General features: G+C 38.2%; 16 protein-coding genes and 1 pseudogene. 9 read left to right on the plus strand and 8 right to left on the minus strand.

What is annotated here, in order from left to right; genetic code table 11:
- Window positions 1-74 precede the first annotated feature (74 nt).
- The 4 genes and pseudogenes from ACDX78_RS08395 to ACDX78_RS08410 form a co-directional block, all read right to left on the minus strand.
- A pseudogene (locus ACDX78_RS08395) lies at window positions 75-635 on the minus strand (methyl-accepting chemotaxis protein); the annotation flags it as partial.
- 15 nt (window positions 636-650) lie between these two features.
- Window positions 651-836 (minus strand): hypothetical protein, encoded by a 186-nt coding sequence (locus ACDX78_RS08400; protein WP_486026943.1) that lies wholly within the window; start codon window positions 834-836, stop codon window positions 651-653.
- Window positions 837-932: 96 nt separating this feature from the next.
- Window positions 933-1,259 (minus strand): hypothetical protein, encoded by a 327-nt coding sequence (locus ACDX78_RS08405; protein WP_486026945.1) that lies wholly within the window; start codon window positions 1,257-1,259, stop codon window positions 933-935.
- A gap of 153 nt (window positions 1,260-1,412) precedes the next feature.
- Complete coding sequence (locus ACDX78_RS08410; RefSeq protein ID WP_486026947.1) at window positions 1,413-1,637, minus strand: hypothetical protein; 225 nt, start codon at window positions 1,635-1,637, stop codon at window positions 1,413-1,415.
- A gap of 716 nt (window positions 1,638-2,353) precedes the next feature.
- Between ACDX78_RS08410 and ACDX78_RS08415 the strand changes: the two genes are divergently transcribed.
- Both ACDX78_RS08415 and ACDX78_RS08420 read left to right on the plus strand, forming a co-directional pair.
- On the plus strand, window positions 2,354-4,882 hold the full coding sequence (locus tag ACDX78_RS08415; RefSeq protein ID WP_486026949.1) for an FIMAH domain-containing protein: 2,529 nt from the start codon (window positions 2,354-2,356) through the stop codon (window positions 4,880-4,882).
- A gap of 120 nt (window positions 4,883-5,002) precedes the next feature.
- Window positions 5,003-5,716: a class I SAM-dependent methyltransferase gene (locus ACDX78_RS08420; RefSeq protein ID WP_486026951.1), complete on the plus strand. Its 714-nt coding sequence runs from the start codon at window positions 5,003-5,005 to the stop codon at window positions 5,714-5,716.
- A gap of 49 nt (window positions 5,717-5,765) precedes the next feature.
- On the opposite strand, the gene ACDX78_RS08425 is transcribed toward ACDX78_RS08420, so the two are convergent.
- Window positions 5,766-6,212, minus strand: a complete 447-nt coding sequence (locus ACDX78_RS08425; RefSeq protein ID WP_486026952.1) for an Hsp20/alpha crystallin family protein — start codon at window positions 6,210-6,212, stop codon at window positions 5,766-5,768.
- A 304-nt stretch (window positions 6,213-6,516) separates the two neighbouring features.
- Here ACDX78_RS08425 and ACDX78_RS08430 point away from each other — a divergent pair, with 304 nt between their 5' ends.
- Together ACDX78_RS08430 and yidC are read left to right on the plus strand one after the other, a co-directional pair.
- Complete coding sequence (locus ACDX78_RS08430; RefSeq protein ID WP_486026953.1) at window positions 6,517-6,888, plus strand: hypothetical protein; 372 nt, start codon at window positions 6,517-6,519, stop codon at window positions 6,886-6,888.
- Window positions 6,843-7,649 (plus strand): membrane protein insertase YidC, encoded by an 807-nt coding sequence (gene yidC, locus ACDX78_RS08435; RefSeq protein ID WP_486026955.1) that lies wholly within the window; start codon window positions 6,843-6,845, stop codon window positions 7,647-7,649. Before ACDX78_RS08430 ends, yidC begins: the two co-directional genes overlap by 46 nt.
- A 177-nt stretch (window positions 7,650-7,826) precedes the next feature.
- Here yidC and ACDX78_RS08440 read toward each other — a convergent pair whose 3' ends face one another.
- Together ACDX78_RS08440 and ACDX78_RS08445 are read right to left on the minus strand one after the other, a co-directional pair.
- The gene (locus tag ACDX78_RS08440) at window positions 7,827-7,994 is read right to left on the minus strand and encodes a hypothetical protein (protein ID WP_486026957.1); all 168 of its coding nucleotides are present in this window, start codon (window positions 7,992-7,994) and stop codon (window positions 7,827-7,829) included.
- 71 nt (window positions 7,995-8,065) lie between these two features.
- On the minus strand, window positions 8,066-8,296 hold the full coding sequence (locus ACDX78_RS08445; RefSeq protein ID WP_486026959.1) for a hypothetical protein: 231 nt from the start codon (window positions 8,294-8,296) through the stop codon (window positions 8,066-8,068).
- Window positions 8,297-8,643: 347 nt separating this feature from the next.
- Here ACDX78_RS08445 and ectA point away from each other — a divergent pair, with 347 nt between their 5' ends.
- From ectA to ACDX78_RS08465, 4 genes are all read left to right on the plus strand, one after another.
- Window positions 8,644-9,165, plus strand: a complete 522-nt coding sequence (gene ectA / locus ACDX78_RS08450) for a diaminobutyrate acetyltransferase (RefSeq protein ID WP_486026961.1) — start codon at window positions 8,644-8,646, stop codon at window positions 9,163-9,165.
- A gap of 17 nt (window positions 9,166-9,182) precedes the next feature.
- Window positions 9,183-10,460: a diaminobutyrate--2-oxoglutarate transaminase gene (gene ectB, locus ACDX78_RS08455; protein WP_486026963.1), complete on the plus strand. Its 1,278-nt coding sequence runs from the start codon at window positions 9,183-9,185 to the stop codon at window positions 10,458-10,460.
- A 53-nt stretch (window positions 10,461-10,513) separates the two neighbouring features.
- Complete coding sequence (locus ACDX78_RS08460; RefSeq protein ID WP_486026964.1) at window positions 10,514-10,900, plus strand: ectoine synthase; 387 nt, start codon at window positions 10,514-10,516, stop codon at window positions 10,898-10,900.
- Window positions 10,901-11,449: 549 nt separating this feature from the next.
- The gene (locus ACDX78_RS08465; protein WP_486026966.1) at window positions 11,450-11,692 is read left to right on the plus strand and encodes a hypothetical protein; all 243 of its coding nucleotides are present in this window, start codon (window positions 11,450-11,452) and stop codon (window positions 11,690-11,692) included.
- Window positions 11,693-11,894: 202 nt separating this feature from the next.
- On the opposite strand, the gene ACDX78_RS08470 is transcribed toward ACDX78_RS08465, so the two are convergent.
- On the minus strand, window positions 11,895-12,461 hold the full coding sequence (locus ACDX78_RS08470) for a glycerol-3-phosphate responsive antiterminator (protein WP_486026967.1): 567 nt from the start codon (window positions 12,459-12,461) through the stop codon (window positions 11,895-11,897).
- A 293-nt stretch (window positions 12,462-12,754) separates the two neighbouring features.
- On the opposite strand from ACDX78_RS08470, the gene ACDX78_RS08475 reads away from it, so the two are divergent.
- Window positions 12,755-13,531 carry an SDR family NAD(P)-dependent oxidoreductase gene (locus tag ACDX78_RS08475; protein ID WP_486026969.1) on the plus strand — a complete coding sequence of 259 codons (777 nt, stop codon included), beginning with the start codon at window positions 12,755-12,757 and terminating at the stop codon, window positions 13,529-13,531.
- Window positions 13,532-13,540: the final 9 nt, after the last annotated feature.

The following is a 13,540-nucleotide window of genomic DNA, read 5'->3' on the forward strand; positions in this document are numbered from 1 at the left end:
ACTTTAATAAAGTTTGTGAGAATAATTTGCTCCGGAAATATACTGATATGAACGAAAATGTCAAGTCCCACTCCTTATATTATATTTTGGGCAACCTTAAATCTTTCCGTAGCACCGGATAAATCTTTGGAAAGACCAATTAATTTTAAACCTACGGCATGGGCGTTTTTTGTTTGAATATGCTGCTGTTCGCTGCTGGCAAGCATTTCTTCCGCACTTGCCAATGTTTCCTGTGAAACGGGAGCAAAGTCCTCCGCGGACAGTTCTAATTTAGGAAGTACTTGTTCCAAATTCCCCAGTTCGTGCTGAATACCGCGAAGTTTGCTGTTAACCTCAGAGATTTCTTTCATTAAATCATCAAATGAAACTTTGGAATCATTTGCAATGTCTATATTTGCATTCATTTTCTGAAGCAATTGTTTAAATTCACGGCTTGCACTTACAGTTATATCCTGCATATCTGCTATAGTGGAAGCAATCTCTTCTGTTGCGTTAGATGCCTGTTCGGCAAGCTTTCCAACTTCATTCGCTACTACGGAAAAACCTTTTCCCGCTTCTCCGGCACGAGCGGCTTCAATGGTGGCATTAAGTGATAATAGCTTGGTTTGATCTGTTATTCCATTAACCAGTCCAACAAGCTTTGTTACAGATTATGAATGACGGTTTACTTTTTTAATCGTGTCCGAAAACTGATTAAAGTCTGTTTCCAGTGTTTTGGTAGTGGTAATTAATTCGGATATATTTGTATCTCCTTTGTTTGCCGAATCGCCCATCTTTTCCGAACTGCAGAAAACGAGATCCATATTTTTTATCATCGTTTCTATTTTGTTTTTCATATCAATGAAAATCACCGTACTATTTTCAGATGTGGAGGCTGATTGTTCCGCTCCTGTTTTAACGACGTTTATGGATTCAATCAGATCCTCACTTGATTACAGCGCATCATCAGAAGAAGGCTTCAGCTCCTCCCCATTTTGATCCAACGCAGAGGTGGTATTTTTAACTTCACTTAACATTGTCCTCATATGGTTAATCATCGCATCGTAGCTTTTATGTAAAGATACAAGTTCCGGCAGGGTGGTTTTCGGTTCCCCTGCTGGCTGCAAATTTCCTTTGCGCACCTTTCTCATTGTATTTCTTAATACATTGAGAGGATTTGTCAGTGTTCTAACGAAAAAGATAATGGTAATCATTGAACTGAGGATACTTGCAGTGATAATAGCAATAGTTAAATAGCCCATGTTTTTAAAAGGTTCCATATATGAATCCGTTGGAACAAGCAGCACATATAGACCATCTATTTCATCCATTTGCTGAAAAGAAACAGTATAATCTTCCCCGGCGATGGCTGTGTGAAATTGTCCACTCTGCGTTTCTGTTATTTTCAGTAACCAGACTTTCCGAAATATTAGCTAAAGCTTCATCACTGACTGGAAAGGAATCACTTCATTCTCCGTGATGTAAAAATACTCGGATGCAATTCCATCTCCGGCAAGCTGGTTTTGCTGTGAGCGAATGTTAAAATTGAGCTGCTGCATAAAATAACCTTCGTCATTGACATATGTAAAGTGTAAGTTTTGGGCAATGTACTTCATTAGCTGGGTTTCATGATTTAACCTTTCTTCTATCGATGTCATTGTTAAATCCTTTGCATTTATGTAGGAGGTAGCCCCTACAGCAACGGTTTATAAAATGATCAATGACAGGATAGGTATCGTGTACGCAAAGTAGTTTTTTTAAGTAGATTTCTGATGTTTTTTTCATATGAAATACCTCTTTTTCTATGAAATAGTTCTTTTGGACTATTCATGATAACTAGATTATAGCAATGGAATATTAAGCCAATGTTAATTTTGTGTGAAATTTAGCTGAGTAAAATGAAATACGGAAATACTTTAAAAAGAGGGTACAATTTATATTGCTTTAGCTTTACATATGAACAGTTCCAGTGGGATGACTGAAAATAGTAAGTCCAGGTTTTAATAACAATATTTGAATATTATTCCCCATTAAATGATATGGGCATTTATTAACATGAATAACCATCCATAAGTAGATACTACTAATCTTTAAATAAGAAAATTAGCTGTTTTAGAGCAGGATGATTTTGTGTATTATTCCCTATTGTAATTTTCTGATATCCTATGTACTGTTTTATTAATAGATAAAATCTGACAAAGTATTGCAACATAACTTTAATCTATTAGTGTCATCATAAGATTTTACAAATGATAAAGGATAAACTTTGGGGGTGAATTGCTTAACCGTATTGAAAGCGCTTTAATTATTGTTTTTATTAATTCTTTTTCTCCAGGATTCTGGTATTAGATGTTATAAAAAGGAGTGGATAATAATGAAAAATCACTTTAGGTTTACTTTTGCTATATTTTTTGTAGTAGTTATGTTTTCCCTTGTAACCGGAATTAAACCAATCCTTGCAGAAACAACTTACGACCCTGTTCCTTATGAAGAAATAGGTCCTATATTAGAACAGCATGAAGAAGAAAGTGAACGTGTTTCTTTGGAGGTTATCGGACAATCCGTACTAGGGAATGACATATATGCTGTTACCATTGTCGATCCTCAAAATGGGGAAGCAATGGAAAAATCCGAAACATTAAGAGAGCTAATGATTGAAGATCCGGAAGAAGCCCAAAACTTTCTCGATGAAAACCCGGATGTCAAAGCACCTTTCATGATTAATGGTTCTGTACATGGTAATGAATATGTTGGTACTGACGCTGTTTTAAAATTAATTGATAGATTTGCATATGAAGACGATGAGGCAACAGAAGAAATTCTTGAACAAAATATATTGGTTTTTAATGTAGTAGCAAACCCGGATGGTCGTATTATAGGTACCAGACAAAATAGTAACGGATTTGATCTTAACCGTGATTTCGTTACGATAGCACAGCCGGAGACGGATGCAAATATTGATTTAATTGTTGATTGGTTGCCGCTTGTTCATCTGGACTTGCATGGTTATGTTATCCGTTCGACAGATGCGCCTGGCCTTATCGAACCGACAACCGCACCACATAACCCGAATATCGAACATGATTTGTATATTAAATGGGCATTGGATCAGGCAGTAGCGATGGAAGATGAATTAGTAGCAAATAAAGATGACTTTGAAACAGATATGTATAGAAATATGGAAGGAACCCACATCCCATATCGTGATGCAGAAGATGGCTGGGATGATTATCCGCCTATATTTACACCTGGATACACGATGTATCACGGAACTTATGTTTCGACACTGGAGGCACCAACAAATAGTGTTGATGGCGCTGATTGGCATTACCACGCTGTGATGGGAGCATTGAAGTTTGCTGCTGAAAACAAAGAAGGTATGCTTCGTGACCAAATAGAAGTTTTCGAGCGTGGGATGGAAAATGATCACCCTAATTATGAAGATGGATTTTTTCCAGAAGCTTATTTATTGCCTGTAGATGAAATAGATCCCTCTGTTACGGCAAAAGCTGTAAATCATTTATTGAAAAGCGGCATTAAAATCCAGGAATCTCAAAGTGCATTTACAGTGGATGGAAATCAATATGATGAAGGCACATATATTGTAAACATGAAGCAGGCCAGGGCAGGTTTAGCCAACACATTACTTTGGGATGGTGAAGATATAAGTGACCAGGTAAATGCAATGTATGACATTTCCGGATGGAGCTTGCCGGAATTATGGGGATTTGATGCCATTGCCACCTATTCCAGTATCGATGTAGAAATCAGTGAAGTAGAGCAAGTAGAGCTGGATGGTAATTTAGTAGGGAATGGCCCGTATGAAATTACAAATAGTTCTATTGATTCTGTAGCGTTAGTTAATAAATTGATAGAAAATGAGTTCCCTGTATATAAAGGTAAAAATGGACATTTTTATGTTGAGCCAGAGAACAGGGAATTATTAAGTGAATTTGTGCGAGAAACGTCTGGTATTACTTTAGAAACAAAGGCAATTCCAAATGAGTCCAGCTTATTAAATGAGGTGAATATAGCTTTATTAAATGACTTTAATATGCACGGGACCCGAATGGCACTTCAACAACTTGGTTTTCAAATCAATGATATTGAGCCGGAAGAGATTGCAGAGAATGGGTTAAATGGTTTTGATGTTTTAGTTGCTAACGGATCATCGAGCCATGACAGTAATGAATATAAACAGCATATTGATGAATTTATTGATAATGGAGGGAAGTATATTGCAATAGGAGCTCAAGCTTCCAATGCAGCAGCTGAACTCGGGCTGGTAGATGTGACAATAAATACCGGAGGCAGAAACAGCAATGGTATTGTTGCTGTTGATTTTAAAGATACTTCTTTAACTGCAGGGTATGCTGCAAATGATTTTGGCTTTGTGTACCAGCCTGTATGGTATACCAATTTGGAAAATGATAGAGTTGTAGCATCATATACTGAACAAGATTTCTTTAGAGCAGGGTTTTGGAAAGATAGTCAAGTTGCACAGGGCCAGCCAGTCATTATAAAAGGGCATCATCCGAGTGTAACATTACTGGGACTGGAAGCAGGCTTTCGAGCTCATCCGGAAAATTTATTCAGACTGCTTTCAAATGCTATTTATCCTGGTGAAGAAACGATCCTGACAACCATAAACGGGATGCAAGAGCGAGTTGAACGTTATGAGGAAGAAGGGGAAGTGGAAGATGCACAAGTAATAAGGTCGCTCCAAATACATTTAGAAGCAGTTAATCAATATGTAAAACAGGACGAGGCTGAGAAAGTGATCAGGCATATGGGAGGTTTTGACCAATTGCTTGAAGCACATTATGCTCATGAACTGATTTCTGAAAAAGCGTATACTATTTTAAAAACAGATACGCAGTCTATCATCACTAAGTGGGAATAAATACGATGTGAATATTTACCCAGTGACTTTATAACGAGTTCCTGGGTTTCTTTTTGTACGGTGACCATATTGGCCCCACATTCATAAACTGTCATAGTCTAAACAGAAAGTGGGATGCTGATGAATTATTCCTATCTTGATTGTCTGGCAATGCTTGGTGTTGGCGGGGCACATCCTGGCGGTCTGAAGCTTACAAAGGAACTATTAGCACATGAAAAGCTGGATGTGTCCACGAGCGTTCTGGATGCAGGCTGCGGTACCGGACAGACTGCCGCTTATATTGCTAAAGAATATGGCTGTCATGTCACAGCGTTGGACAATAATGAAATCATGGTGGAAAAAGCAAACGACCGATTTTTAACGGAAAAATTACAGATCAAAGCTGTTGAAGGTTCGGTGGAAGATTTGCCATTTGCGGAAGCTTCTTTTGATATTGTTTTGTCTGAATCTGTCATGCTCTTTACAGATGTTGCCAGGTCGATTCCTGAGTTTAAAAGAGTGTTGAAGCCAAATGGAAAATTGCTTGCTATTGAAATGGTGATGGAGAAAGAGATGAATGATAAGGAACTGGGTGTATTAAAAGCATTTTATGAAGATGCGATCTTTCGCTCAGAGGGAGCGTGGAGGCAGGCATTTAATCATGCTGGTTTTCAGGATGTACAGGTGGAAAAAACGGAAGTTCGGTTTGATCCCGAAGATGTGGATTCTGTTCCTGATTTTTCACTTACCGAACTGATGGATCCTGCCTATTTTGATATCATGAAAGAGCATGAGGAAATGATAGAGTCATATAAAAATATATTGGGATTTCGCATTTTTAAATGCATCAAGTAAAAAGTAAAGCCAGTATTCCAGTTCAAACGGAATGCTGGCTTTGTTCTATTCAAGTGTCAATATCAATAAACTTTCTTCCTGAATTTTGTTTTGGAATAGTAATTTTCAGTATATCTTTTTCAAAGGATGCTTTCGTATCTTTTTCGGAAATGTGAAATGGGAGGGTAATCAGACGCTCTATTTTTTGAAAGGACTGTCTGGTGTCATTATATTTTGTCTTATCATTTTTCTCCTCCAAAACAGTCATGTCTTCTGCAGCAATCCGCAGCTGGTTACCGACAATTTCCAGTTCAATTTGGTCTCGCTTTAATCCAGGTAAATATGCTTCCACAATAATTGCCTTGTTCGTTTCATGCATATTTACCTCAAATGACTTTAAATTGAAAAATGAATCGAAATTACGAATGGAGTCATTCAAAAATGAATCCATGTTATTGAATAAACCTTGAACTCCTGATTTATTGAATCGTGGAAGATTATCTTTATTCGATGCCATAGGCTTCACCTCTTGTTTATGTTGCTTATACCATAAAATATGCAAATGAGTTATATGTGTAGTGGGCGAATTTAATTTTTTACAAGTTGTGATTTGTAAATAGAGTATTTTTGGTTTGTGTGGAATTTTTTATTAAATAATTAATAGGAAGGTACGAAGGTAAAAGATCTGGCTCTGCTTTACCTGCTTCTGCATTTTATCCATCTTCAATTCAGGTGTGAAACCATTCCTCTTACTATTTTCATAAATTTGTAGTAATATATTTTTCGTACAGTATTTTATCAGTAAAAGGAGGTGAATGCAGATGATGGTTGAAATGTTGAATGAGTTATTTGCTGATTCTTCATCTATTTATTTCTATTTCAGCATTTTCTTTTCTGGCATGGGTATGTTTAAACTTACCCAATTTGGTTTGCATAAATTCATCGGGAATACACATGTATCTATTAGAAAATCCCATGCCGTCCAGATCCAGTCTGCCCCCATCCAGAATTCAATCGGAGAGGCAACAGACATCATGAATTGGATTGTAAGAAAAGCTAAACGAATTGAGTCACCAGATGATGATAATGCCGACGCTCATACCATCTCTTTTTTCTTAAATGATGATAAAAAAAGAGGAGGACAACGATGGGGCGAAAATCTGTATTCACTTACACAAAAAAATATAGCCTGATCGGGCTGATACTTGTTATTTTCCTGGCAGGCTGCGGATTACTTGATGAACCTATAAACACCGATACAGAAGGCTTTTTCAATCATTACTTTGTCTATAATTTCTCCCTCCTGATCAAGGGATTGGCAGGCATATTAAACGGGAGCTATGGGTTGTCAATTATCATTATTACACTCATTATTCGTCTTGCTGTCATGCCATTCATGCTGAAGCAGACACGTAACAGTATGGATATGCAGGATAAAATGAAAGAACTCAAACCGGAAATGGACGAAATCCAAAAAAAATACAAGGATAAAAATGATAGTGATTCAAAAATGAAAATGCAACAGGAATTAATGCAGGTGTACCAAAAGCATAATTTCAACCCGCTTGCATCATTTGCCGGATGTTTGCCGCTTATTATCCAAATGCCGATATTAATCGCTTTTTATTATGCAATTCGCCGGACGCCGGAAATTGCGGAACATCAATTTTTATGGTTTGACCTTGGACAAGCTGATATTTTGCTGACAATACTAGCAGTTGTCATCTATTTTATTCAGTTCCAAGTCTCACAAATTGGTCTTGATCCACAACAGAAAAAACAATTTGCTATACTTGGACTCTTGTCCCCGATCATGATAGGTATTATCTCCCTGAATGCACCGGCAGCATTGCCGTTATATTGGGCAGTCGGTGGACTATTCATTATAGGACAGACACTAATATCCAAAAAAATATTTTTAGCACATAAAAAAAGAACGGCCGAAACAACCTGAGCAGTTTTTAATAACCAGGGAGATCTCTATGTTATCATCTCCCTGGTTCAATTTCTTTTAGTGTGTTGAAAAGAGATAACAAGCGCGTATAAGCACAAAAGAACCACCGAATTTGCCCGATAGATGGGGAAAATTCCACACTTAAATTCTGATAAATCCGATTACTCATTCATAGTTTCATAAACTATCCGCAATATCACTGGGCACCCCTCCAGTTACCGGGCACGATCCACTATCCAATGGTCCATTATTTTGCATATTTGTCAGAACAATAATTTGTAAATTATATACAGGGTCAAAAATAATCCGGTGACCGGTAAATCTGGTATGTCTGTAAGCTTCCAAGGGATGGACATTTCCCGTATACCATGATTGATTTTGTTCCCATCCGAAATCTTATCCGGAATGCTGCGCACCTATAAAGGTTTGAACCGTTTCTTCATTATACAAAATGGTACATTTCCATACTGATTATTATTCAGCATGATGTCTCCAAGCCCTCCCAAATCTCGTGCGGTGGAAAAGAGTCCTGCATGTCCTGCAATTCCATCGTTGGCGTAATAACTGTTTCCGTCATTTACTTTACCGTTAAGCGTATAATTTCTCCAGCTTTCAAAATAATCCGCATTTTCTTCAATATAAGCCAAAATCCGGGCCATCAATCATTTTATATTCATAGCCGTTTCCCCAGGAAGTGGATGAGATTATTTTGTTTATTTGACGCTTACATTTTTTACATATCAAATTTATTCCTTAAGTTTTCTGCAGTTTTTATTGAATATCGAATAAACTGGTCTATTTTTTTATATTTTACAGCTATTTATAGACAATGGCGATCATTTAGTACTCACTCCTTCTCATCATGAATAATCACTATATACTCCGCTTAATGCGTTTTGACCTTATTTGTGCGTATGTTAGTCTTATATACGTAACTAAAATAAAACAATTCCATTCAGGAGGTGAGCGCATCAATACAAGCGGAACTAGTGAAATGACATTAACTACCGATATAGAAACGGATTTTCATTTTCGTAAACCGACAAAAGAAGATGGAGCAGCTGTTTGGCAGCTGATTAAAGATATGAAGGTACTGGATCTGAATTCTTCTTACAGTTATTTGATGTGGTGTGAAATCTTTTCTGATACATCTATTGTAGCAGAAAGGGAAGGGAATACGGTTGGCTTTATTTCTGGGTTTATCAATCCGAATAGTCCAGATACACTATTCATCTGGCAGGTAGCTGTAAATGCATCCGAGCGTGGAAGAGGATTGGCAACCAAGATGTTGCGTCAATTGCTAAACCGTACACCAGAGGAAGTTGAATATGTAGAAGCTACGGTCTCTCCATCAAATAAACCGTCACAATCATTATTTAAAGGTCTTGCGAAGAAGCTCGATACCAATTGTGATATCAGTGATTACTTTACTTCTGAAGATTTCCCGGATGAAGGGGAGGACCATGAAGACGAATTACTGTTTAAGATTGGGCCAATTGAGGAAGAAAATAAATAATCAAAAGGATGATTGACTTGACAACGGCAGTATTGAACGATAAGAAAATGGAAACGTTTGAAAAGCTGGAATCTGAAGTAAGAAGTTATAGCCGGGGCTGGCCGACAGTTTTCGAAAAGTCAAAAGGCTATATGTTATGGGATACAGATGGCAAGGAGTACATTGATTTTTTTGCTGGAGCAGGCACTTTAAATTATGGACATAATGATGATGCCATGCAGGAAAAATTAATTGAATATATTAAAAATGATGGCGTTATTCATAGCCTCGATATGGGCACGCCCCCAAGAAAAGAGTTTCTCGAACGTTTTAAAGATGTAATATTGTCACCACGAAATCTTGATTATAAAATTATGTTCCCTGGACCTACTGGTACAAATACAGTGGAAAGTGCGTTGAAACTTGCCAGAAAAATAACTGGACGCGAAACGGTAATAAGCTTTACCAATGCCTTTCATGGAATGACGATTGGTTCACTTTCTGTTACAGGAAACTCCTTCAAACGCCATGGTGCCGGCGTTCCACTGCATCACTCAGTTTCCATGCCGTTTGATAACTTTGTGGAGAATTCTAACTCACTAGCATACCTCGAGCGATTTTTAGAAGATAGTGGAAGTGGAGTTGCGCTGCCAGCTGCCATTATTCTGGAAACTGTTCAAGGAGAAGGCGGCATTAATGCTGCGAGTATGGAATGGTTGAAAAAAGTGGAGGAGCTTTGCAAACGCTGGGATATTCTCCTCATCATTGACGATGTGCAAGCCGGAAATGGTCGTACGGGTACATTCTTCAGCTTTGAACCAGCAGGGATTGATCCGGATATCGTATGCCTTTCCAAATCCATTGGGGGAATTGGCCTGCCTATGGCAATTACATTGATTAAGCCGGAGCATGACCAATGGGGACCGGGTGAGCACAACGGTACGTTCCGGGGTAACAATATGGCATTTATTGCTGCCACTGAAGCACTGAAAAATTGGGAGAATGATGATTTCAGTAATGCAGTAAAAGAAAAAGGGAAATTTTTAAGGAAAGCAGTAGATATGCTGATTGAAACATATCCGGAATTAAACGGAGAAGCCAGAGGCAGAGGTTTAATGCAAGGTATTGCCATAGAAAAAGCAGAATTGGCTGGAGAAATATGTGCCGAAGCATTTAACCGCGGTTTGATTGTGGAAACTTCCGGTCCAGATGATGAGGTTGTAAAATTCCTGCCGCCGCTGATTATTGATCAGGAAGGCTTGGAAAAAGGACTTGAGCTACTGGAAGATAGTATAAAACACGTACTTGGAAAATAAAGTAGTAAGCAGCAAGAATATATTCAGGAGCAGACAGAGAGGGGAAAATATAAATGATTGTAAAATCGCTGGAAGATTTAATGGGAACAGAAGACCACACAAAATCCGAGAACTGGGAAAGCCGCCGTTTTATTTTGAAGAAAGACGGTGTAGGCTTTAGCATGAATGACACAATAATCAAAGCAGGCACAGATAATTTCTTCTGGTATAAGAACCATATCGAAGCGGTTTACTGCATTGAAGGTGAAGGAGAAATTGAAAAGGTGGCAACCGGTGACGTTTACCAGATTAAGCCTGGAACAATGTATCTTTTAGATGATCATGATAAACACCGTCTTCGTGCACGCACACAAATGCGAATGGTATGTGTGTTCAACCCGCCGCTAGTTGGAACGGAAACACATAATGAAGAAGGGTATTACCCGCTTTTAACTGAATAAATGATTTTGATAATCACCTGGTGTGGGAATGCATGCCGGGTGGTTTTTTATTTTATACAGGAACCAGCTCTATTTCTATAATTAGAATAGTGAAAAAGAGGGGGCTGATATGCATGGGGATGGAAAAGCCAAAAGTGGAGATAAACCCTGAATTTAACCTTATTCGACTGGGCGTGAAGAAGCAGTTAATTTGTCACTGGCTACATATTTATTTACGGCAAAACAAATAGCCTTGGCTCGCGTAGCTGAACGCTGCGGAAAAGTGTATCAGATTCATTCGAATTCTAATCGATCATCATTCATTGGGAGCGTATACTGAGGAACATAAAATGATGAAGCGATAAAATTTATATTAAATCAATTTCTTGCGGATTTTCGGGTTGATATAGCGTATATTTTTGAAGATTGATCGACTTTTGGGCTGCATGTCATCCACCTGCTTGGCAATAATCTCTTTTACTTATATTTGTATTTCTGTCTAAATTCAGTATGAAATAACAAAACTGATACATAATACAACAGAAACTTTAGTAAAAAGGAGAGATTTTCATGTCACAGCAACAAGCACAGCAAACACTTCAGCAAATTGGTCAAATCGCTCAGCAATTGGAGCAGCAGGAGCAGCAAAATGCACAACAGCTTCAACAGCAGGCACAACAGCCTGGAGCCCAGCAGCAAGCAGGCAATATGGGCTCTCAGCAAATGGCTCAAACGGAACAGAATGCAGCACAGCAATTACAGCAAATTCAGCAGCTTTGCCAGCAGTGTGAGCAAGAAATAATGAATCCGTAAAGGAAGCTGAAATTTAGTTGAAAAAGAGGCTGTCTCAAAGGAATGATTCATTCGGTTCAGCTATTGAATACGCTTGTAATCTGTTTCCTTTGAGATTAGTCTCTTTTTGTATATTGGAGTGGTTTAGGATAGCACTTAATTTATGATAAAAATAGTTATTTGTTCAGCTCTTAAAAGTTCCTACTTTCTTAAATGCGATATTTCACATATACCATACTTCATTATTTGTAGATGAAATCGCAACTGCTCCAGCCTGCAGTGCGGTAACCACGATTTCTTTTTCACAAACGAGGCCACTCGCTATAATTGGTGTGTCAATTTTGTCTTTAACCCAGCCGATCGCCTGGGGCATACCACCGGGGAGGACTTCGATGAAATTGGGTTGTGATTGAGCGATTTGTTTGTCAATGTTATGGAAAGAAAAAGAATCTATTAGGAAGAGTCGGTGGATGGTATAAAATCCATATTTTTGCGCAGCGTGCACCATCTGGGCTTTTGTACTGATAATTCCATCTGCATTTGTATTTTCATTCAGAAATTGAAGCGCTACTTCCTCATTGGAAGCTCCTTCAAGGAGATCGACGTGAACAAAGGCAAGCTTGCCCTTTTTCTTTATCTTATCTACTATTTGACCGACATTAATAATCGTGCTGTAAAGGACAAAAATAACATTACAATCAGTCTGAATCGCTTCTTCCAGTCCTTGATCATTTTTTACCGAAGCAATGACAGGGTTTTCCTCCAATGTTTTGATTACTTTATTACGCATTGAACAAGCTCCTTACTTACGAAAAGTTACTCAACTATTATTATACAACAACCTGATAAGTAGTAAAGAGAAGCGTTTCAATTTGTCGAATAAAACCGAAATTTAGCCAGCTTAATTTGACATAATGAAAATGGAACCATATAATATAAAACAGTTGCATAAATGTAAATGAAGTTACTAGAGCCGAGAGAAAAGTAACTTCCCCTTGGGGGGAGTATGCTTTTCTCTCTTTTTATTTTGGCGAAAGATAATATGTGGATAATTGTGAATAATTAGATCAAGGGGGTGAGAATATGAACATAACGGACTTTTCTATGAATTATTTTTCATTGAAAGGTAAAACAGCAATCGTTACCGGAGGAAATTCGGGCTTAGGGCAGGCATTCTCCCTGGCGTTGGCAAAAGCAGGGGCAAACCTGTTTATCCCAAGTCTCACCGAAGATGGCGGTGCAACGAAACATCTAATTGAAAATGAAGGTGCGAAAATGGATTTTTTACAGGTTGATATTACAAAAGAAGGAGCACCAAAACAGATTATAGAAAAATGCTTAGAAACATATGGAGCAGTGGACATTCTGATCAATAGTGCAGGGTTAAATAGAATTGCAGCATTTAAGAATTTTAACAGAGGCATGTGGGATTCAATGCTGCAGGTGAATTTAACAGCTGCTTTTGAAGTAAGCCATGAGGCCGCTAAATGGATGATGGAACAGCGAGAGGGAAAAATAATTAATATTTGTTCAATGTTTTCCTATCTAGGCGGGATGGGTTCACCAGCCTATGCAGCGAGTAAGCATGGATTAGCGGGTTTAACAAAGTCATTTGCTGATGAGCTCGCTGGCTATAACATACAGGTTAATGGAATTGCACCGGGCTACTATGCGACAGAACTGACAAAGGAGACAAGAAATGATCCAGAGTCAAACCAAAAAATACTGAATCACACACCTGCCAATCGCTGGGGAGAACCAGTCGATTTAATGGGAGCAGTCGTGTTTCTGGCAAGTCAGGCAGCAAACTATGTAAATGGACATATTCTAGCTGTGGATGGAGGCTATCTTGTTCGATAGTTATGGAGA

It is taken from the genome of Virgibacillus oceani (assembly GCF_041521345.1).
Taxonomy (GTDB): Bacteria; Bacillota; Bacilli; order Bacillales; family Amphibacillaceae; genus Virgibacillus_N; species Virgibacillus_N oceani_A.